We start from the raw sequence: 20,286 nt of genomic DNA, 5'->3' as shown, positions 1-20,286 counted from the left end.
TTCCTTATGCAGCACGGTATTTATTCAGTAAGTGATCGATTGAGACGGCGGCCAGTAAAATCAAACCTTTAATCAACTCCTGCCAGTAAACGGAGACGTTGATTAATATTAGCGAGCTGGTGACGATCGACAGCAATGCAACACCAAGCACCGCGCCAAGAATCGAGCCAGTGCCACCTTTCAGACTCGCGCCGCCAATGACCGCCGCTGCAATGACATTCAGTTCCATACCGACACCAAAGGTTGGCGTTGCAGAGCCAAGACGTGCCATATAAATAATGCCGGCGAGTCCTGCCAGCGTAGAGGTCAGTACTGTGACCCACAATTTGATGCGATTAATGTTGATGCCGGAATAGGCGGCGGCACGTTCATTACTGCCGGTGTAGAACACTTTGCGAAATAACGTGGCTTTACGCAGCAAGAAGTCGAACAGCGCGACCAGCACGAAGAACAGCAGGATAACGAACGGAACGCCCCACAGAGCGCCCTGGCCAATAAATTTGAAACTCACGGGCAGCGTAAATAATGATAGCGGCGTTCCCTGAGTGACGATCATACACAGGCCGCGCACGATAACCATCGCCGCCAGCGAAGCGATAAAGTGACTGAGGCCGATTTTTGTTACCGTCAGCCCCATTAAAAAGCCAACCAGCGCCGCCGCCGCAATGCCGCCTACGCCAGCCAGCCAGGGATCCACGCCGCTAAGGAATAGCTGCCCAGCGACCACCATTGAAAGACAAACCACTGCGCCAACCGAAAGGTCGATACCGCCAACTATTAGCAGAATAGTCATGCCAATCACCACAATGCCTTCAATTGAAAACGACAGTAGCATCGCCTTCATGTTGGCCCAGGTGAGAAAGTAGGGGGAAGTGAAACTCATCACCATGAAGATCAGTGCAATGATCGCAATCAGTCCCACTTCGCGCTGTTTATGAATGCCGCCAAACAGAGACCAACGCGATTTTTGCAGTGTAGGCAAGGTGGTATTCATTGTCATACAGCCTCCGCTTCTGGAATGATGCCAGCCGCTAGCCGCATCAGGTTCTCTTCATTCATTGCCTCACCGGTTACTTCTCCGCTCATGCGCCCTTCATGAATCACGATGATGCGATCACACAGGCCAATGAGTTCCGGTAACTCTGATGAAATCACGATTAAACCCACACCGCTGGCCGCCAGTTTGGCGAGGATACTGTAGATCTCAGCCTTGGCGCTGACATCCACGCCACGTGTTGGTTCGTCAAGAAATACAATTTCCGGCTGTACCGATAATACGCGTGCTAGCGCGACTTTCTGCTGATTCCCACCTGATAGCGACGACACCGGATCGCTTAATTTGGCAAGCTTGAGTTTCACTTGCTTTGCCAGCGCCTCTGCCTGCTGACGCTCAAGCTGCGGACTGAGCAACAAACGATGATGACTGACTGCGTTGACATCCAGAGCCGAAATGTTCCATTCGATCGGCATCGTTAAAAAAAGTCCGGCATCTTTGCGATCCTCCGACAAATAGACCATGCGCAGCGCAATACTCGCGGCGTAATCCCTCAATGTCACAGCTTTGCTCTTGATACGGATTGCGCCACGTTTGATGGGCAGTAAACCGCAAATACCCTGCGCAATTTCGCTGCGTCCTGCCCCCATCAAACCGCCAATGCCAAGGATTTCGCCGGGATGCAAATCAAAATTGATGTCGTTGAAGTGCTTACCATCGCCAAGCTCACGCACTTCAAGCAATGGTGAAGCGGCGCTAACTGGGCGTTTATCAGGATAGAGTTGCGACAGTTCGCGTCCGACCAAACGTGTAATCACTTCATCAGGCGTCATGTTTTGCAGCGTTGAACTGTGTACCGTAAGGCCATCGCGCAGAATGGTGATGTGCTGGCATAGCGCAAAAATCTCTGCCATGCGATGGCTGATATAGACCACTGAAATACCTTGCGCCTGCAACTGGCGCACAATCGTAAACAGCGTTTGAGCCTCTGGTTCGGTTAGCGCGGCGGTGGGTTCATCCAGAATGAGCAGTCGACAATCCAACGTCAGCGCTTTGGCGATCTCCACCAGTTGCTGCTGAGAGAGAGAAAGTTCACCCACTTTTTGAGTCACCGCTATCGGCGCGAGTCGATTCATCACCTGCTGCGCTTTTTCACGTAGTACTTTATGCGGCATGAGCACGCCGCGCTGGCCAGCGGCATGCGCCATCCAAATGTTTTCATAAATGCTGATATCAGGACAAAGAGCAATTTCCTGATGTACCAGACCAATGCCAAGACTCTGTGCTTCACGTGGTGAGCGAATGGTCACGGCCTTGCCACACAGCAATATCTCGCCACCATCTGGACGCAAAATGCCATCAATAATGTTCATCAACGTTGATTTTCCAGCGCCATTCTCTCCGGCCAGCGCATGAATTTCTCCCGCGCGGAGGGTGAGATCTACCCCCTGTAAAGCCCGTACCGCGCCAAAACTTTTAGTGATGCCACGTAATTCCAATAGTGCTGTCATAATCGTCGCCTTACTCATTGATGCCTTTAGTGCCGCGGCGTTTCAGATAAGCATCCCAGCGGAAATCATCGGCGTTGTCTTTAGTCACCACCGCATAACCGTTATCAAGGATTGGGAAGGCAAAAGGATTGGTCCCGTTGCGTTTGGCGTCATTCATCGGATCGATCAGTTCAGGATGAGCAGCAAGGAACAAGGTCATAAAACCCATATAGCCCTGGATGCCCTGATTTGGATTGATTGCGCCAAATACCTGACCGCTTTTAATCATATCCAGCACCTTAGCGTTGACATCCACGGTCATCACTTTCACTTTGCCGCCGTTTTCAGCCACTGCCTGCGCAGCACCAATCGCAGAGCTGGCTTCCGGCATAAAGATGCCTTTCAGATTGGGGTTCGCCTGCAACATTGAGAGTACGGCGTTATAGGCTTTCGAAGGGTCCTGATTCGTCGCAGCGCGTGCGACTAATTTGCTGTCAGGAAAGGCGGTTTTCATCTCATTAATAAACGCAGTGACACGCCTATCGTGATTATCCTGACCGGGGTTTTCCAGCACCGCAAATTCGGCACCTTTACCCATTGCTTTCCCTAGTTCGTCGGCTGCGGCTTTACCCTCACGGAAATTGTCTGAGGTGATATAAGCAACGCGTTTACTGTTAGGTGAATCGGCGGCAAACGTCACCACTGGAATGCCCATTTCAGCAGCACGATTAATGGGCTCAATAAAGGGGTCAGGATTCATCGGATGAAGAAAAATACCGGCGGGTTTTTGTGCCAGGATTTGTTCAAAGCTTGAGAGTTGCTGGTTAACGTCATAAGCGGGTGTGCCACCGTATACGGTCTTACAGCCCAGCTGATGCGCAGCCTGCTTGAACATTTCGTAAACCGGGAACCAATACTCTACGCCTGTCACCATCACGTTCATGTAGTAAGTTTCGCCGGGTTTACAGCGAAATTGAGGCGCATCCGCTGCTTGCGTGATGCTGGTGAAACTGCCCGCCATGAACAAACTGGCGAGTAGAACAGTGATTTTTTTCATGTTTATTCCCCGGAACTGACGCTGAATGTGTATGGCTCAGCCGTGACGACAAAACGCGGAAAAACGAGCCGGGGTTGACCTTGAAAATTATTTCTTATGCATGAAATAATTTTCAAAAGGTATAAAAGCTGGCGGGGAAAAGATCAAACGTTGGTTAATGAATTGTTTCTGACTTGTGAGTGCGTTCACTAATTGCGCAAGGGGCTCTTACCGTTTTACACATTTAGTGACGAAAGCTATTTACGCATCCAGCGCTGCAAACGTGCCAACTGGGACGTTCAGCCAGGAAAGAGGAAACCTGGCCTGCAGTGATAATAAAAATCGCATTCACCGTCAGGCTAATCACGATTGAACATCAATGTAAAATAGGAATTAATTAATGCTCATCACGTTTAGTGGATTACCCGGCACCGGCAAAAGCACCATTGCGCGCTTATTAGCGCAGCAGATCGGCGCGGTGTATTTACGCGTCGATACTATCGAACAGGCGTTGCGATCGGGTGAAGAGAGCGAGAAAGCGATCGGGCCGGAAGGGTATTTTGTCATCTACGGATTGGCGCGCGACAATTTGCTGCTCGGTTCCACCGTTATTACCGACTCGGTTAACGACCTGCAGCTGATCCGCAACGCTTATCGCGATATCGCCTTGTTGAGCGGTGCGCCGCTGCTGGAAGTCGAAGTAATCTGTTCCGATCATAACAAACATCGCTTTCGCGTCGAAAATCGCGCTTCCGATATTAAAGGTTTGAAGCTGCCGGATTGGCAGGCAGTTGAACAGCGCGAATATCAAGCCTGGGAGCGCGATCATTTGCAGCTTGATAGCGCCTTAATCTCGGCGCAGCAGTGCGTGGATGCCATTCTACAAGCGCTGCCTAAAACGTCACAATCCTGATCTTTCAGTGGTGGCGTAAAACGCGCCGCCACTTTCACCTGAAACCCATTCTTCGATCTTAATGTGATCAACCTCCGGATTCGGCGGTCACATTATTGTTTATTGCTGCGCATTTGTTATGAATGAAGCTTACTTTAGTTTCGAATGAAAAGAGCAAGTTAACGAATCGGAGCATGTCATGAATCATACTTTCACTTCATTGCAACAACCTGATGATTTCAAACATAACGTTCGCCTGTTGAAAAGGGTGTTAAGAGAGCAGATCGGCGATGTCGAAGGTCTGTTTGAACAAGTCAGAAGCAAAATCGTCAGCGAAATTGCCGCTGCTCGCGCGGAAGAGGCGCAAAACGGCAGCGCGTGGCCGCAGGTGAGTCAGCAGGATATTGCGGCGGGACGTATCACCGATGAGGTGAAGGATCATATTCGTCGACGCGGTTGTGTAGTGGTGAAGCAGACTTTCCCGCGCGAACAGGCGCTGGCCTGGGATGAATCAATGCTCAAATACCTCGATGACAATGATTTCGACAACGTCTACCAAGGGCCGGGCGATAACTTCTTTGGCAATCTTGATGCGTCACGTCCGGAAATCTATCCGATTTACTGGAGCGATGCGCAGATGTCAGCGCGTCAAAGCGAGGCCATGGCCCAGACGCAATCTTTCCTCAATCGCTTGTGGACGTTTGAGTCGCGCGGCTCGCGCTGGTTTGATCCTGACGTTAGCATCATTTATCCCGATCGTATTCGTCGCCGCTTGCCGGGCACCACCTCCAAAGGTCTTGGCGCGCACACTGATTCAGGCGCATTAGAGCGTTGGTTATTGCCGGCGTATCAGCAGGTGTTCAGTAAAATTTTCACCAACCAGTTTGATCAATACGATCCCTGGGATGCGGCGTATCGCACTGAAGTGAATGAGTATCAATCGGGGACTACCACCAAGTGCTCGGTATTCCGTACCTTCCAGGGCTGGACCGCGCTGTCGGATATGCAGATTGGTCAGGGCTTGCTGCATGTGGTGCCGGTGCCGGAAGCGATGGCCTATTTGTTGCTGCGTCCGTTGTTGAAAGATGTACCGGAAGATGAGCTATGCGGCGTCGCGCCGGGCAAAGTGCTGCCGGTTTCAGCGCAGTGGCATCCGGAACTGATTGAGGGCTTGTGTTCGATTCCCGCGCTGCAGGCGGGCGATTCGGTTTGGTGGCATTGTGATGTGATCCACTCGGTCGCGCCGGTAGAGGATCAGCAAGGCTGGGGCAATGTAATGTACATTCCCGCCGCACCGCTGTGTGAGAAAAATGCCGCCTACGCGACAAAAGTGGCGCAGGCGCTGGCCAGCGGTGCGTCGCCTGGCGATTTCCCGCAGGAGGATTATGAAATGCAGTGGCGCGATCGCTTCACCCTCGACGCGCTGAATGCCAATGGTCGCCGCAGTCTGGGATTGGGCTAAATTTCTGGTAAGCTTGGCAAAAATTTCACAGCAGCGGGTGTTATGAACGCACGTCATCAGCAGATTATCCAATTGGTTAGCGAGCGCGGCAGCGTCAGCGTAAATGAGCTGGCGCACACCACCGGCGTCTCAGAAGTGACGGTGCGTCAGGATCTCAATCTTCTGGAGAAAGGCGGCTTTCTGCGCCGCGTACACGGTTCCGCCGTGGCGCCAGAAAGTGATGATGTTGGCGCGCGTATGCAAACCCGCTTCGCGGTGAAAAAGCGTCTGGCCGAGTACGCGGCGTCGCTGGTGAACAGCGGTGAAACGGTGTTTATCGAAGGCGGCAGTACTAACGCCTTGCTGGCGCGTGAACTGAGTGAACGCAACGATATCACCATCATTACCGTGAGCCATTACATCGCCGGATTGCTGCGCGAAAAGGGCGGCGATGTGATCATCCTTGGCGGCCTGTTCCAGAAAAGCAGTGAATCGGTGGTGGGGCCGCTAACGCGTCTGTGTATTCAGCACCTCAATTTCCACAAGGCGTTTATCGGTATTGATGGCTGGGATGCGGTCACCGGCTTTACCGGCCGCGATATGCTGCGCTGTGACGTGGTCAACGCCATCATGGAAAAACCTACACACACCATCGCGCTGACGGATTCCTCAAAGTTTGGCCAGATTCATCCGTTTGCGCTGGCACCGCTTCAGCCGTTTAACCAACTGATCACCGATGCCGAACTGGAGGCGAGCTATCAAAAAGCGCTGCGTGAGAAGGGCGTGGAAGTGAGTTTGGTCTAGCTCACGCAATCAGCTATTCAAGTGAAAAAGGATTGATGAACTGCCTGTGCCACAAGCTTTCCCGATCCACCTTGCTCAAATCGGCTTCATCACAAACATGATGCCAATAGGTTTCAATCGACGTTTTTATCAGCATGAAATGCGCATGCGCGTCAGCGCGACTCAAAGCAAAGTGATGAGCTGCATCCAGGCAGCTGCTTAAGCGGCTCAAATTATTGTTGCCACTAATCAGCATTGCCTGCGAGGCTTCGTTGCCAGCACGACCTTGCGGGCAAATGTCATAAGCAGGCGTAAGACTGAAGCTGTTACCATCCCAAAAGGCGGCATGATTGCGGGCATGGTCATCGGTGTTGCCGCAGAGAATATTGAAGCAAAGCCGTTTATACAGCTCTAGCAAAGTCTCTTTGGGCGAGGCAAAACGTTGACGAATAATTTCAGCGAGTGTTTCGTAGCTGGCATAGCGCGCCAGCATATCGTCGAGTTCAAATAGGGTCAGCGCCGAAAGCATCACTTTTCGCGTCCATCCATCGGCTTTATGTTCGCGGTCAAAGCGCTCAATCATGATCACATCGCGTCCGGCGGCTTTGACTAGCTTCACCGGAGCGACATGCAATCCTGCCAACTGCGCCAACCGCATCGCCAGGAATTCGCCTTTCACCACGTTCCAGATATCCGCACTGGCAGAAAATTTCGCGATGTATTTTTTTCCCTCGGCCTCGATCAGCGCTTTTGGCCGCGCGCCACCGATCGACGTCCCATGAAAAAGCGCCTGATCCAGTTTGGGTGTTAGCGGCACGCCTTTTTCAACCCGATCAGCCGACTCCAGTAATTCAGGAAGGGTGACATTTGCAGTTGAGCGCGGAATGTATTCCGTTGCTGAGTGCTGGAAATCCAGGGCACCAATGCGATCTGAACCGGACTCAATGAGATACGTCAGCTCATCGAGTATTCCGGTATCGACGTTCGCGCCTTTCCGTCCCATTCGACGGTTGATAATGACACGGCGTCCCCAGGCATCAGGTGCGCTGTCACGGATACATCCCGCAATGTTTAACCCATTCAGCGGCGGAATAACGCCAGTCCGCAGAGGAAGTTCATTGGGATTGAGCGGAATGCGGTTTTCTCGCTGCAGATAACTACGACCATAGTTGAAAAGCAGCGTACCGCCTTCAGCCTCAAGCCTGCCCGCCACCACTGGTGATGTTTCACCAGGCAGCCATATCCATACGTAAGCGTCTCTAAAACGCGCTTCAGAAGTCATCCTTCACCTTCCTGCTACTCTTTTTTTTACTGGTGTGTTTGGGTAACAGCTTGAGCTTTTCTTCAACACGATTTCGATGACTGACCAATGATGGCAAACTCACCTCTGCATCAAACAGGGGAATGCCCAATATGGCCGCAATCTCGAAATAACTGCCAATCTGACATTTCACGTCGCCTTGCTCAATGCGATGTAAAGTCCCACGCGAAATACCGGCTCTTTCTGCTAACTCAGATACTGGAATTTGCTTCTCGATACGTTCAGTACGAATCAAGGAAGCTAATAGGGCAATCGCTTCCTGAGCATAGCGTGAGGTGGGTGAAGTGATAGAAGCCATGACTTGTTCCATACAGGGTACCAATAAACGTAATTTGTACTATATATGGAACATCTTAGCCTGATGTGAAGGTTTTTTTCAACGGCGCATCATGTCAGAGATGTTCACTGTGTAGTACCAATTACGCTTATTGGTACTACACAGTGAACATTTCATCATTGCAATTCAGCCCACTAATGCCTGCGCGGTGACCTCATCCGTGATCAAACCGGTCACCAGACCGCTGGCCAGCACTGCGCGAATCGCGGCGACCTTACTGGCGCCGCCCGCCAGGGCGACAATCTCTGCGCGATGCGAGAGATCGAGATCCACCGACAACGTGCGGGCCGTTAAGTTGGTGTGAATCATCTGTCCGTTGGCATCGAAGAAGTGGCCCAGCAGCTCGCCGACCGCGCCGGATGAGGAGATATCATTGATCTCCGCTTCATCAATCATGCAGGCTTCAACCAGCTGAGCGGCGGGTTCCACGGTGCCAATTCCCACCAGTTTGACTTCACTCTGCGCCGCCATGGCAAACACCTCGCTCACGCCGCGCTGCGCCAGTAACACTTCGCGATCTTCCTGGGTATTGGCAAAGAAAGGCACGGGCATCATGTAGGCCTGCGCACCGGTTTTCTCGGCGATGCGGTGCATAACGTCGTGAGGATTGAGCGCGTAGTTGCGGGTTAAACAGCCGAGCAGCGAGACAAAGCGCATATGCGGCGCATCAATACGTGGCAATTGATGGATGGCGGCGGAAAGGGTGCGACCATGCCCCAGACCTAAGGTGGTAGAAGGCGACGCGGTGATCAGGTTACGCAGGTAATCCGCGCCCGCCATGCCCAGCGCGCGCACCGGCAAGCCTTCTTCGCCAAGATCGGGGGCGACATGACAGAAGTTAAGCGCGAATTTCGCGCGCAGACGATCTTCTAGTGCGACGCAGGCGACGATATCACCATCAATCGACACCTTCACCGCGCCTTCCGCCACCATGCGCGCAATCATGCGGTGCGTTTTCACCGACGGCAGCCCGAGTCGTTTCGCCACTTCCGCCTGCGTTAAACCGCCGACGTAGTGCAGCCAGGCGGCGCGCAGCGCCAGAGATTCGTCGCGTTCAGTCGAGGTTGGTGCCGGTTTCATGGGTTGTCCTTTGGTTTATATGGTGCGCTTAAGCCCTCATCCCAACCTTCTCCCACAAGTGGGAGAAGGGGCCGATCGAGCAGCGTGCGCGGACAGTTCCCTCGCCCGCTTGCGGGAGAGAGTTAGGGTGAGGGGAAACCGCGCACCTCACTCCGCCAAATGCAGATCCTGCACGCCGGTATCAATATGCCCGGCCCAGAAGGCGACGCTTTCGGCGATCTCCGCCACCACGTTGCTATCGGTTGGCTCGCGCTCTTTAAAGCTCAGCTCAAGGCAGATCTCATTATCCTGCGCTCCGCCGCGCGCCAGCGCGTCCAGCAGCGGCTGCGGCTGAATGCGGCCGCCGGCATTGTACTGCAATGTAAAAGGTCTGTGTCCGCCTTTATCCAGCATGCTCTGTTTAATATGGATAATCGGCGAGTAGCGCGGCACCGCTTCAGCCCACGCATAAGGATCGTAATCGCGCGGATCGGCGGAAGTGACATCTCCGTGATCGATATCCGCCATCATCCACATCGGCAGCGCCATTGGGGCAGCACTCAAACGCTGCTGCAGCGCCAGACAGGCCGGAATGGTTTCGCCGAACTCGCGGCCCACGCTCATGGGTTCCCAAAACAGGTATTTCAATCCGGCGGCTTTGGCGTGTTCGGCAACGTCGGCCCAGCAATCAATGGCAATGTCGATCAGTGCGTCGCGGCGCGCAACATCGTTGAAATCCTGCTGGGTAAAGATGGCGAACTGCGAACCTACCGCGTCGCCGCCCAGCTCGGCGGTGATATCAGCGAAGGTTTTAAACCAGTCAACATAATAGCGGCGCACTTCGACATCAGGGTGACCAAAATGGTTGAGGCGACCATAGGGTCCGGTCATGCCGGAGGTCACGCGCACGCCGGTGGCGCGTAGCGCCTGCTGCATCTTGCGCGTCATGCGCATGATGGTCGCAGCAGGCCAGCCGGGATTGATAAATTCATGGGTGAGCTGCACATCACGGATGCGGATCTGCTGCGCCACGGTGGTAATCAAATCCTGCGGGTCGGCAAAGCGGTTCACCAACGGATTAGTATTCAGTGACAGCGTTAACGGCATGATTCACCTCTTATCCGGCATGCGCACGCAGCGGCGCGGGAGCAGCAAAGGTGGCGTTGAACCACTGGGTGAAAGCCTGTTGCTGCGCGTCATCGAGGTGCAACTTATGCTTGGTGCGGCGCCACAACACATCCTCGGCCTGCTGCGCCCACTCGTTTTCCACCAGATAACGCACCTCGGCTTCGTACAGCTGCCCACCAAAATGGCGGCCAAGATCGCCCAGCGCATTGGCATGACCGATCAGCTTATCGATACGCGTGCCATACAGCCGCGCATAGTGTTTACGCAGCGCCTGCGGTAGCCACGGCCAGCGCGCTTTGACCTGCTCTAAGAAACTGTCGAAATCGGCGTGTGGCATATCGCCGCCCGGTAAGGTGGCGCCCCGCGTCCAGTCCGCGCCCATGTTGGGGAAGAACGGTGCCAGTTTCTGTATCGCGTGTTCAGCCAGCTTGCGGAAAGTGGTGATCTTGCCGCCAAACACATGCAGCAGCGGGGCGTTTTGTTGATCGTCGAGGTCAAACACGTAATCACGCGTCACCGCCGATGGATTGCCTTTGCCGTCATCAAACAGCGGACGCACGCCGGAGAAGCGCGTGATCACATCACTGGCGCGCAGTTTCACCTTGAAGTAGCGATTCACCACGTCGATCAGGTATTGCTGCTCGCTGTCGTCGGCGGTAACCGCTTCCGCTTTGCCTTGCCACGGAATATCGGTGGTGCCGATCAGCGCTTTATCGCCTTCATACGGGTTGATAAAGATCACCCGCTTGTCGGTGTTCTGCACCAGATACGCCTGCTGACCTTCCCAGAACTTCGGCACAATGATGTGCGAGCCTTTAACCAGTCGCACGTTGCGACTGCTTGTGGTGTGCGTGACCTGATTGACGATATCCAGCACCCACGGTCCGGCGGCGTTGACCAGCACTTTGGCAAACACGGTGCGTGAGGTACCGCTGGCATCCTGCAGGGTGATTTCCCACTTGCCGTTATGACGTGTCGCCGCTACGCAGCGGGTACGCGGCAGAATGGTGGCGCCGCGCTCGGCGGCATCCAGCGCATTCAGCGTCACCAGCCGCGCATCATCTACCCAGCAATCGGAGTACTCGAATCCTTTACTGTAACTGTCCAGCAGCGGCGCACCTTCAGGATCGCGGCGTAAATCCAGCGAACGCGTGCCCGGCAGTTTCTGACGGCCGCCAAGGTGGTCATATAAAAACAGGCCAAGGCGCACCAGCCACGCCGGGCGATCGGTTGGGCTGTGCGGCAAGACAAACCGCATCGGCCAGATGATATGCGGTGCGGCGTTGAGCAGCACTTCGCGCTCGATCAGCGCCTCACGCACCAGTCGAAACTCGTAATACTCCAGATAACGCAGCCCGCCGTGCACCAGTTTGCCGGAGCGCGATGACGTGCCCTGCGCGAGGTCATCTTTCTCACACATCATTACCGACAATCCGCGACCGGCAGCGTCACGCGCGATACCGGCACCGTTGATACCGCCGCCAATCACAAACAGATCCAGCATGTGTTCACTCATGATTTACTCCTTAAAACTGTTTTAGCGCGTGCCAGGCGGCAGGAAGATCGTTACGCAGCTGCTGATAGGTGGGGAACAGCTGGTTGTAGCGCTGCATCAGTTCGCTCGCTGGCGCTTCGGGCGCATCCAGCAGCGGCATTACCCAGGTTTTGACGCAGCTCTCCATCGACGGATACGCGCCAATCGCCACCGCCGCCATCATCGCGGCACCGGCCGCTCCGGCTTCGTCGCGCTGGCTGATGCGCACCGGCGCACCAATGCAGGCAGATAAAATCTGGCGTAACGGCTGCGAACGCACCGCGCCGCCGGTTAAACGGATTTCTCCCGGCAAACTGCCCATCGCCTGATAGCAATCGCGCGCTGCAAAACCGATGCCTTCAATGACCGCCCGCACCAGATCGCCAAAATTGTGGGTGTAACTCAGGCCGGTAAAGCTGGCGCGCGCCTCGGCATTAACAAACGGCCCGCGCTCACCGGCAATCGAGATATACGGGTGATAGAGCAGGCTGCCGGGCTTCGCCGCGTTGAGCCAGCGATCGATATGGCCCACCAAACGGGCATGATCGATTTCACAGCCAAAGCTGTTAAGCAGATCGCTGGCAAGATTCAGTAGCCAGTCAAGATTGAGCGTTGATGCCATATTGGTTTGCACCTGCGTGACATAGCCCGGCCACGGCAGCGGGATCACGTAGCCGGTTTGCGCCGGATTCAGCCACACCTCATCAATGGTGACGCTGCGCAGATGTACGCCGGTCGAGCCAACAATCGAGCAGGCGGTATTGGCTTCGCCGGTGTGCACGCCAGCGCCAAGCGCGGTCATCGCCATATCGACATAGCCGAGGCAGATTGGCGTGCCAGCCCGTAAACCGGTGGCCTGCGCGGCTTCCGCGGTTAACGGATGCGTGGTGTCTGTGCCTTCAATGATCTCCGGCAGCAGATGACGATGCTGTTCCAGCCCCAGCGCGGCAATCACCTGATCGTCATAGCGCTGGTGGCGGAAGTTGCCAAAGGTAAAGCTGGCCTCAGAGGGGTCGGTGGCGCGGATGCCGGTGAGATTGAGGTAGAGCCAATCTTTGCAGTGCAGCGCCACTTCGCTGTTAGCTAACAGCTCGGGATAGAAGTGATCCATGTGCGCCAACTGCGATCCCTGCTGACAGGTGTTGAGTCCGGTGCCGGTAGCGCGAAAGCGCGCGGCGGCTAACGGGTGCTGATTGAGTTTTTCAACCGTCGGCGCCGCGCGCGCATCCAGCCAGATCCACGCATCGCCGACCGGCTGATTGTTTGCTCCCACCAGCCAGCTGCCGTCGCCTTGCGCGGTGACGGCCACCGCAACCACCCGCGCGGCCAGGTTGTCGACGCGTTCACCCAGTTTGCGTATCGCTGTGACCGCATCCTGCAAGGTTTGGCTCATTGACTGCTGCGCTGCGCCGCCTTCGCTGCGGTAATAACGGTTACGCACCGATGCGCATGCCAGTTGCGTGCCTTCCAGATCAAACGCCACCGCTTTCACCACCGAGGTGCCGGAATCCAGACCCAGAATGATATCGCCACTGTCCACATACACCTCCGAAAGAAGAAGAGTTCAATTCATCGCCGCCAAAACCGAAAGGTGTTAACGGGCTGTGATGAATTTGCTAAATAATGTCTTACACCACTTCTCACTGAGATAACATATCAACTGTATTATTTTTCGATAAAACCAATATATTTCACCTGAAATAGCGATTGTGATCACGAATCTGGCGTCAAAACCTTACAAGTAGAAATGAGATAACACGGCGAACAGGCTGATAGCGCGGGGTTTATTGCGCTTTGTGATGGGGGCTACATCAATTAAGCGATCCAGATCGCTCTCCTGAAAAAATTGCGCGTCACCTGTTGACAATTTAGTCACATCAGCACAATTCTCATCACACAAGTTATCACATTTATAACATTATCGGCGCGATTATCGCAGCTGATGTCAGTGAGAGGTCACGTTATGTCCGATGTCTCAATCCAGGCCCAGCAAATTTCCCGCAAGCGCGTGCGGCGCTACGCCACCCTCGGCGTGGTAGTGATTGCGCTGATCGCGGCGATGGCGCTCGACACCAAGGTGGTAAAAATTGGCTCCGCCGAAGATGCGCAGGAGCAAGGCTTCTCCCCCGACAGTTACGGCCAGAAAACCTTCCCGACCATCCAGCAGGATGTGGCATCACGTGCAGTAGACGCCAAAACGTTAGCCGATGCGCTGCAAACTAATCAGCAGGAAGCGGTGCAGAAATATGGCGTTGGCGCACCGCTGCCGGTCTTTGCCGTCAAGTTCTCCGGCGTGGTGCAAGCCGGGCAGATGGGCATCTTCCCGCTGAAAATCGATGGATTAGCAGGTGATATGCAGGTGCGGCTGCAAACCGGTCCGGCGATTACCGGCACCGATCTGCGTGACGCTAACGGCAAGATCCAGTTCGGTGATTTCACGAACCAAATCGAATATCAAAATGCCGGTTCCGCCATCAATCGTGCGATGAAAAGCGCAGTGCTCGACAAGCTGGATCGTGATGCGTTGCCGGGCAAAACCGTGCAGGTGATTGGCGTGTTCCGCTTACTCAACGCGAAAAACTGGATGGTGACGCCGGTCAGCATGGAGGTGAAATGAAACCGTTCAATCTCAATCCCGCCTTGCTGAAAGGCGAAGTGATCCTGCAAGCGCGCAACGTCAGCAAAGTGTACGGCTCCACGCACGCGCTTAAGGGCGTCAATTTCGAAATTCGTCGTGGCGAAGTGACCACGCTGTTTGGTGAAAACGGCGCGGGTAAATCGACGCTGATGAAAATTTTGTCTGGTGTGATTACGCCAACAACCGGGGAAATCTTGTTACACGGCGAGGAGAAGACCTTTCGATCCGCCACCGAAGCGCGTGACTGTGGCATCTCGATTATCCATCAGGAGCTGAATCTCGCGCCGAATATGAACGTGCGCGACAACATCTTTATGGGGCGCGAAATCATGAAACCGGGCGGCGTCGATTATGCCGAAGAGGCGCGCGTGACAGCGCACCTGATGGCGGCGCTGGAGGAGGAGATCGATCCGCTGACGCCGGTGGAAAACCTGCGTCTGGGACAGCAGCAGATTGTGGAGATTGCCCGCGCGCTGTCGGTGAATTCGCAGATTCTGATCATGGATGAACCGACCTCGGCACTGAGTGCGGCAGAAGTGGCGGTGCTGTTTCAGGTCATCCGTGATTTAACCAGCCAGGGCGTGGCGATTGTCTATATCTCACATCATCTGGAGGAGGCGCTGGAGATTACCGATCGGGCGGTGGTGCTGCGCGATGGCGTGATGACCGCCTATGCCAAACGCGATGAGATCGATCTCGAATGGATCGTGCGCAACATGGTGGGCGATCACTTTGATCTGGGATCGCCGCCGCAGGGCTACGAATTCGGGCTGCCGGCGCTGACGGTAAAAGATCTGACGCTGAAAAGTAAAACCGGCATTCGGCTGGTGGACAACTTATCGCTGGCGGTGCAAGCCGGGGAGATTGTCTGCATTTACGGGCTGATGGGCGCGGGGCGCACCGAGCTGCTGGAGTGCATCGCCGGCCGTCTGCAGCAAAGCAGCGGTCACATTCTGCTGCAGGACACCGATATCTCCGCGCTGACCATCTCACAACGCATTCAAATTGGGCTGGCGCTGGTGCCGGAAGATCGGCAGCGCGATGGCCTGGTACAAACCATGTCGGTGGGAGAAAACCTGTCGCTCGCCAGCATCGGCGACTTTGTACGCGGACTGGTGCTCTCCAGAAGCCGGGAAAAACAGCTGGTCAACGACAGCATTCGTAACGTGACGGTGAAAACCGCTGGTGGCGATGCGGCGATTGGATCGCTCTCCGGCGGCAATCAACAAAAAGTGGTGATCGGCAAAATGCTCGCCACCCGTCCCAAAGTGATACTGCTGGATGAGCCGAGCCGCGGCATCGACATCGGTGCTAAAGCGGAAGTGTTTCGCCTGCTGGCGGAGAATGCCAAAAAGGGGCTGGCGGTGGTGTATACCACCTCGGAAGTGGGCGAATGCCTGAGTATTGCCCATCGCATTGTGGTGATGAGCAAAGGGCGCATCTCCGCCATCTTCGACGCCAGCGTCAGTAAAGAACGCATTATGGCCGCTTCAGGCGAGTCTCTGGTGGCATGACATGAAAAGTGGAGCAAAAGGTATGACTGACAGAACCCAAACGCTGGACACGCCGCCGGTGGTCAACAAGAAAAAAAGCGACAAGCAGCTGAATGTGGCGCGCCTGCTGCTGGAAGGGCGCGCATTCATCGCGCTGCTGGTGATTATCGCTACCTTCTCCATGTTGTCGCCCAACTACTTTACCGGCGCTAACTTTCTCACCATGGCGTCGCACGTGGCGATCTTCGGTTTGCCGGCGATCGGCATGCTGCTGGTGATCCTCAACGGTGGCATTGATTTATCAGTGGGCTCTACGCTGGGTCTCGCTGGAGTGATGGCCGGATTTATGATGCAGGGCATCAACCTCGAAGCGCTCGGCGTGGTGCTCTATCTACCGGTGTGGGCGGTGGCGATTTTGACGCTGGTGGTGGGCGCGCTGGTGGGATTAGTCAACGGCGTGCTGATCGCCTGGTTCCGCGTTCCGGCCTTCGTCGCCACGCTCGGCACCATGTATGTGGCGCGCGGCATTGCGCTGCTGATCACTAATGGTCTGACCTACAACAAACTCTCCGGCAGCGAAGCGCTAGGGAATACCGGTTTCGACTGGCTCGGTTTTAATCGCCTCTTCAATATCCCGGTTGGCGTGCTGGTGCTGGGCGTGGTGGCGCTGGCGTGTGGGTTCCTGCTTAGCCGCTCAGCGTTTGGGCGCTGGCTGTACGCGTCGGGTGGTAACGAACGTGCGGCCGATCTGTCGGGTGTTCCGGTGAAGCGCATCAAAATCAGCGTCTATGTGTTGTCTGGCGTCTGCGCGGCACTCGCCGGGCTGGTGCTCTCCTCACAGCTTACCTCGGCCGGCCCAACCGCTGGTACCACTTATGAACTGACTGCGATTGCGGCAGTGGTGATTGGTGGCGCGGCCCTGACCGGTGGACGCGGCAACGTGCGCGGCACGCTGCTTGGCGCGTTCGTGATTGGTTTTCTCTCTGATGGCCTGGTGATTATCGGCGTCTCTGCTTACTGGCAGACGGTGTTCACTGGTGCCGTGATCGTGCTGGCGGTATTGCTCAACACCTTGCAATACGGACGACGCGCTCGCTAACTCACGCGCGCTGTTTCAGCAGCGCGCGGATATCCGTAAAACCTGTACCCCAAATAATAACGGAGCACCAACTATGTTCACTAAACGTCTCTTCATCGCGGCTGCGGCTATGGCTATCACCACTTTTGCTGCACCCACCTGGGCAGATAACGGGTTAATGACCATCATCGTTAACGATCCTTCCAACCCTTACTGGCTAACGGAAGGCCAGGTAGCGCAGAAAGCGGCGGAAAAGCTGGGCTACAGCGCCAAAGTCAGTGCGCACAAAGGCGATACCAATACCGAAAGTCAGCTGATTGATACGGCGATCACCAATAAATCGAAGGCGATTATTCTCGATCCAGCGAACGCCGATGGTTCGGTCGGCTCGGTGAAAAAGGCCATCGCCGCCAATATTCCGGTATTTATCATCAATGCCGAACTGAACCAGAGCGGGCTCGCCAAAGCGCAGTTGGTTTCTAACAACGCGCAGGGCGCGGCGGTTGGCGCAATGGAGTGGGTGAAGCAGGTGGGCGATAGTGCGAACTATGTCGAGCTGGTCGGCCCGCCGTCAGATAATAACGCCGCTACCCGCGCCAACGGTTTTGATACGGTGCTGTCGCAATATCCCACGCTGAAGAAAGTCGGTCAGGAAGTGGCTAACTGGGATCGCACACAAGGCTTCAACAAAATGCAGTCACTGCTGCAAGCCAATCCCAATATTAAAGGCGTGATCAGCGGCAACGACGAAATGGCGCTGGGCGCGATCGCTGCGTTGAAAGAAGCTGGCAAGCTGAATCAGATCAAAGTCGGCGGTTTTGACGGTTCACCGGATGCGGTTGACGCCGTAAAAGCCGGTACGCTGGCCTACACCGTAATGCAGCCGGTGGCGCAGTTCGCGCAGAAAGCGGTAGAGCAGGCGGATAGCTTCCTGAAAACCGGCAAAACCGGTGCGGCCTCCGAGAAGCAGCTGTTTGACTGCATCCTGATCACCAAAGAGAACGCCGGTAACTTTGCTTCACCGTTTGTTCTGAAGCAGTAAAAGTTGCGCAATAAATTGCGCCACTACGCTATGTGCGTTTTTTATAACAACCACCTTTGAAACGCACGTATTCGTAGCGGCGCGATTTATCACGCAGTGTAACGTTACCCGCAATTTGCCAAAATCCGTATTAAACGCTGTAATGAGTGCCGAAAACGCTTCTCGCTTCACTTTCCCGGATGAAATATGGCGCATAACCCGCAGGACTCTTCACTTGGCGTATTTATGGCCGAAACCTTACCCAGCGATAGCCGTCAGGCGCGGCAACTGGCCCGTCGCCAGTTAATCGCCGAAGCGGTGATGGCAGAAGGGGCGATTCGCATCGAAGACATCACCGATCGCTTCGGCATCAGTTTGATGACCGCCCATCGTGATATCGACGAAATGGTTGAGCGTGGCCTGCTGCATAAATCGCGCGGCGTGGTGTCCGCGACGCCAACTAGTCTGGTTGAATCCAGCGATATCTATCGCGCCACGCGTCAGCTGGAAGAGAAACAGGCGATTGCCGATGTCGCCGCGACCTATCTCGAACCGGGACAGGCGATTTTCCTCGATGATTCCACCACCGTGCTGCAGATGGCGCGGCTGCTCTCGGCGCGCGCGCCGCTAACGGTGATCACCAATTCTCTGACCCTAATGAACGAGCTGCGCAATGGCCGCGATATCACTTTGATGGGCCTCGGCGGACAGTTCTATCACTGGTGCAATGCTTTTATGGGCCGCATGACGCGGGATGAAATTGCCAGCCTGCGCGCCGATGTTTTTTTCGTCAGCATGTCAGCGATTATCGATGATGCAGTGTTCCACCAATCCGCCGAAACGGTGGAGACTAAGCGCGCGATGTTTGATGCCGCGCAGAAACGCATTCTGATGATGGATAACACCAAGTTTGAACGCCGGGCTTTGCACCGTTTTGCGCATCTGAGTGAATTCGATGTGGTAATTGTTAATCAGGGCACGCCGGTGCCTATTTTGCGACGGATGCAGGATTTAGGCGTAAATGTGGTGGTCGCCCCGGTGAAAATAAATCATTCGGTTAATGTCTGAAAAGGCGGGTACCTTAAATGGCGACCTTTATATGGCATGCCAATCTTTACATTAATTTAAATATATCCCGCCTCGTTGATTTTTTTTACTTTCTTTAATCTGCTCAGCGTCTTATTCGGGGATTTCCTGGTTATGTACGCTGCGTAGTGCTCTATGGTTATTATTCGGCCCTGGTTCAGAATAATGAGGTATCTGATGCTGATTAAACTTAAACGCACACGAACGCATGATGAGGACAGGAATCTGGCAATGTGGCTCGCCACGGCCGCCGGCGTGCTCAATGCAATCGCCTTGGGGGCGTTTGGCTTTTTCCCCTCGCATATGTCAGGTAATACCTCTCAATTATCCAGCGAAGTATCGAACGTTAATTTCCGTGATATCACCTTTTTAGCCACCATCCTGTTTGCCTTTGTTTGTGGTGCGGTCACGGCGAGAATGGTGGTGATCAGCGGATTAGCCAATGGCAATCGCATTATATTCTGCCAAATATTGTGGGTTGAAGGGCTGGCCTTAATAGCGTTATCGCTGTTTGAAATGTTCTTTTATTCGTCGGCCAACAACCGGGAAGTTATTGTCATTCTGGGCTTCCTGATGGGCGTGCATAATTCAACCTCTACGCAGTTATCCAATGGTCGCGTGCGCTCCACCCATATTACCGGCACGTTGACCGATGCCGGAATTTCGCTGGCATCGGTATTAGCCGCGCTGTTCCGCCGCGATCCGTCGAAACAACTCTCGGGCCAGAAACGTCAGCTGTGGACGCATCTGACCACGATATTTTCCTTCCTGATCGGCGGGATTGTCGGCCTGATGATGTTTAAACATCTAGGTTTCAAAGCCATGTCGATGGTCGGCGGCATACTGCTGATTGTTGCCACATTGGCGATGGTGAGAACGGTGGCACGGGTAAAGCGGGCGGCTTCCTGACATGATGGAGCGTGTGCAAGGCGGCGACTTTTTCGCCGCCTCGCTA

Annotated in this window: 18 protein-coding genes; 9 read left to right on the top strand and 9 right to left on the bottom strand. The window is 54.7% G+C overall.

The annotated features are described in order from the left end of the window. Positions 1-4 precede the first annotated feature (4 nt). The 3 genes from P6287_RS09635 to P6287_RS09625 are packed head-to-tail and all read right to left on the bottom strand — an operon-like array spanning position 5 to position 3,541. The gene (locus P6287_RS09635; protein WP_137385805.1) at positions 5-1,000 is read right to left on the bottom strand and encodes an ABC transporter permease; all 996 of its coding nucleotides are present in this window, start codon (positions 998-1,000) and stop codon (positions 5-7) included. Next, a complete protein-coding gene (locus P6287_RS09630; protein ID WP_277974882.1) occupies positions 997-2,505 on the bottom strand; it encodes a sugar ABC transporter ATP-binding protein in 1,509 nt (502 codons plus the stop codon). The genes P6287_RS09635 and P6287_RS09630 overlap by 4 nt, the downstream gene beginning before the upstream one ends. Positions 2,506-2,515: 10 nt before the next feature. Next, a complete protein-coding gene (locus P6287_RS09625) occupies positions 2,516-3,541 on the bottom strand; it encodes a substrate-binding domain-containing protein (RefSeq protein ID WP_101764375.1) in 1,026 nt (341 codons plus the stop codon). Positions 3,542-3,920: 379 nt separating this feature from the next. Here P6287_RS09625 and P6287_RS09620 point away from each other — a divergent pair, with 379 nt between their 5' ends. The 3 genes from P6287_RS09620 to P6287_RS09610 all read left to right on the top strand — a co-directional run bounded on the left by P6287_RS09620 (position 3,921) and on the right by P6287_RS09610 (position 6,657). Further along, a complete protein-coding gene (locus P6287_RS09620) occupies positions 3,921-4,433 on the top strand; it encodes an AAA family ATPase (protein ID WP_277974881.1) in 513 nt (170 codons plus the stop codon). A gap of 178 nt (positions 4,434-4,611) precedes the next feature. Further along, the gene (locus P6287_RS09615; RefSeq protein WP_277974880.1) at positions 4,612-5,874 is read left to right on the top strand and encodes a DUF1479 domain-containing protein; all 1,263 of its coding nucleotides are present in this window, start codon (positions 4,612-4,614) and stop codon (positions 5,872-5,874) included. Between the two features lie 42 nt (positions 5,875-5,916). Continuing rightward, positions 5,917-6,657 carry a DNA-binding transcriptional regulator YciT gene (locus tag P6287_RS09610; RefSeq protein WP_192411823.1) on the top strand — a complete coding sequence of 247 codons (741 nt, stop codon included), beginning with the start codon at positions 5,917-5,919 and terminating at the stop codon, positions 6,655-6,657. Positions 6,658-6,670: 13 nt separating this feature from the next. Here P6287_RS09610 and P6287_RS09605 read toward each other — a convergent pair whose 3' ends face one another. The 6 genes from P6287_RS09605 to P6287_RS09580 all read right to left on the bottom strand — a co-directional run bounded on the left by P6287_RS09605 (position 6,671) and on the right by P6287_RS09580 (position 13,555). Beyond that, entirely contained in the window at positions 6,671-7,918 is a 1,248-nt protein-coding gene (locus P6287_RS09605) for a type II toxin-antitoxin system HipA family toxin (RefSeq protein WP_277974879.1), read from the bottom strand. After that, positions 7,908-8,255, bottom strand: coding sequence for a helix-turn-helix transcriptional regulator (locus P6287_RS09600; protein ID WP_277974878.1), 348 nt, complete (start codon positions 8,253-8,255; stop codon positions 7,908-7,910). Before P6287_RS09600 ends, P6287_RS09605 begins: the two co-directional genes overlap by 11 nt. A gap of 165 nt (positions 8,256-8,420) precedes the next feature. Further along, entirely contained in the window at positions 8,421-9,374 is a 954-nt protein-coding gene (locus P6287_RS09595) for a sugar-binding transcriptional regulator (RefSeq protein ID WP_277974877.1), read from the bottom strand. 147 nt (positions 9,375-9,521) lie between these two features. Beyond that, positions 9,522-10,460 (bottom strand): TIM barrel protein, encoded by a 939-nt coding sequence (locus tag P6287_RS09590; protein ID WP_277974876.1) that lies wholly within the window; start codon positions 10,458-10,460, stop codon positions 9,522-9,524. Positions 10,461-10,470: 10 nt separating this feature from the next. Then, complete coding sequence (locus tag P6287_RS09585; RefSeq protein ID WP_192233867.1) at positions 10,471-11,997, bottom strand: glycerol-3-phosphate dehydrogenase; 1,527 nt, start codon at positions 11,995-11,997, stop codon at positions 10,471-10,473. 10 nt (positions 11,998-12,007) lie between these two features. Then, positions 12,008-13,555 carry an FGGY-family carbohydrate kinase gene (locus P6287_RS09580; protein WP_192411828.1) on the bottom strand — a complete coding sequence of 516 codons (1,548 nt, stop codon included), beginning with the start codon at positions 13,553-13,555 and terminating at the stop codon, positions 12,008-12,010. A 423-nt stretch (positions 13,556-13,978) separates the two neighbouring features. On the opposite strand from P6287_RS09580, the gene P6287_RS09575 reads away from it, so the two are divergent. From P6287_RS09575 to P6287_RS09550, 6 genes are all read left to right on the top strand, one after another. Then, positions 13,979-14,632: a DUF2291 domain-containing protein gene (locus P6287_RS09575; protein ID WP_277974875.1), complete on the top strand. Its 654-nt coding sequence runs from the start codon at positions 13,979-13,981 to the stop codon at positions 14,630-14,632. Then, positions 14,629-16,167, top strand: a complete 1,539-nt coding sequence (locus P6287_RS09570) for a sugar ABC transporter ATP-binding protein (protein WP_277974874.1) — start codon at positions 14,629-14,631, stop codon at positions 16,165-16,167. The genes P6287_RS09575 and P6287_RS09570 overlap by 4 nt, the downstream gene beginning before the upstream one ends. Before the next feature lie 22 nt (positions 16,168-16,189). Next, entirely contained in the window at positions 16,190-17,245 is a 1,056-nt protein-coding gene (locus P6287_RS09565) for an ABC transporter permease (protein ID WP_101764387.1), read from the top strand. Positions 17,246-17,318: 73 nt separating this feature from the next. Further along, positions 17,319-18,266, top strand: a complete 948-nt coding sequence (locus P6287_RS09560; RefSeq protein WP_101764388.1) for a D-ribose ABC transporter substrate-binding protein — start codon at positions 17,319-17,321, stop codon at positions 18,264-18,266. A 186-nt stretch (positions 18,267-18,452) separates the two neighbouring features. Continuing rightward, entirely contained in the window at positions 18,453-19,313 is an 861-nt protein-coding gene (locus P6287_RS09555) for a DeoR/GlpR family DNA-binding transcription regulator (RefSeq protein WP_277974873.1), read from the top strand. Between the two features lie 195 nt (positions 19,314-19,508). Next, positions 19,509-20,240: a YoaK family protein gene (locus P6287_RS09550; RefSeq protein WP_192411833.1), complete on the top strand. Its 732-nt coding sequence runs from the start codon at positions 19,509-19,511 to the stop codon at positions 20,238-20,240. Positions 20,241-20,286: the final 46 nt, after the last annotated feature.

It is taken from the genome of Pantoea sp. X85 (genome assembly GCF_029623675.1).
GTDB classification, from domain to species: domain Bacteria; phylum Pseudomonadota; class Gammaproteobacteria; order Enterobacterales; family Enterobacteriaceae; genus Pantoea; species Pantoea leporis.
The sequence above is the reverse complement of the archived record's forward strand: the minus strand, read 5'-3'. Positions and strand labels throughout refer to the sequence as shown.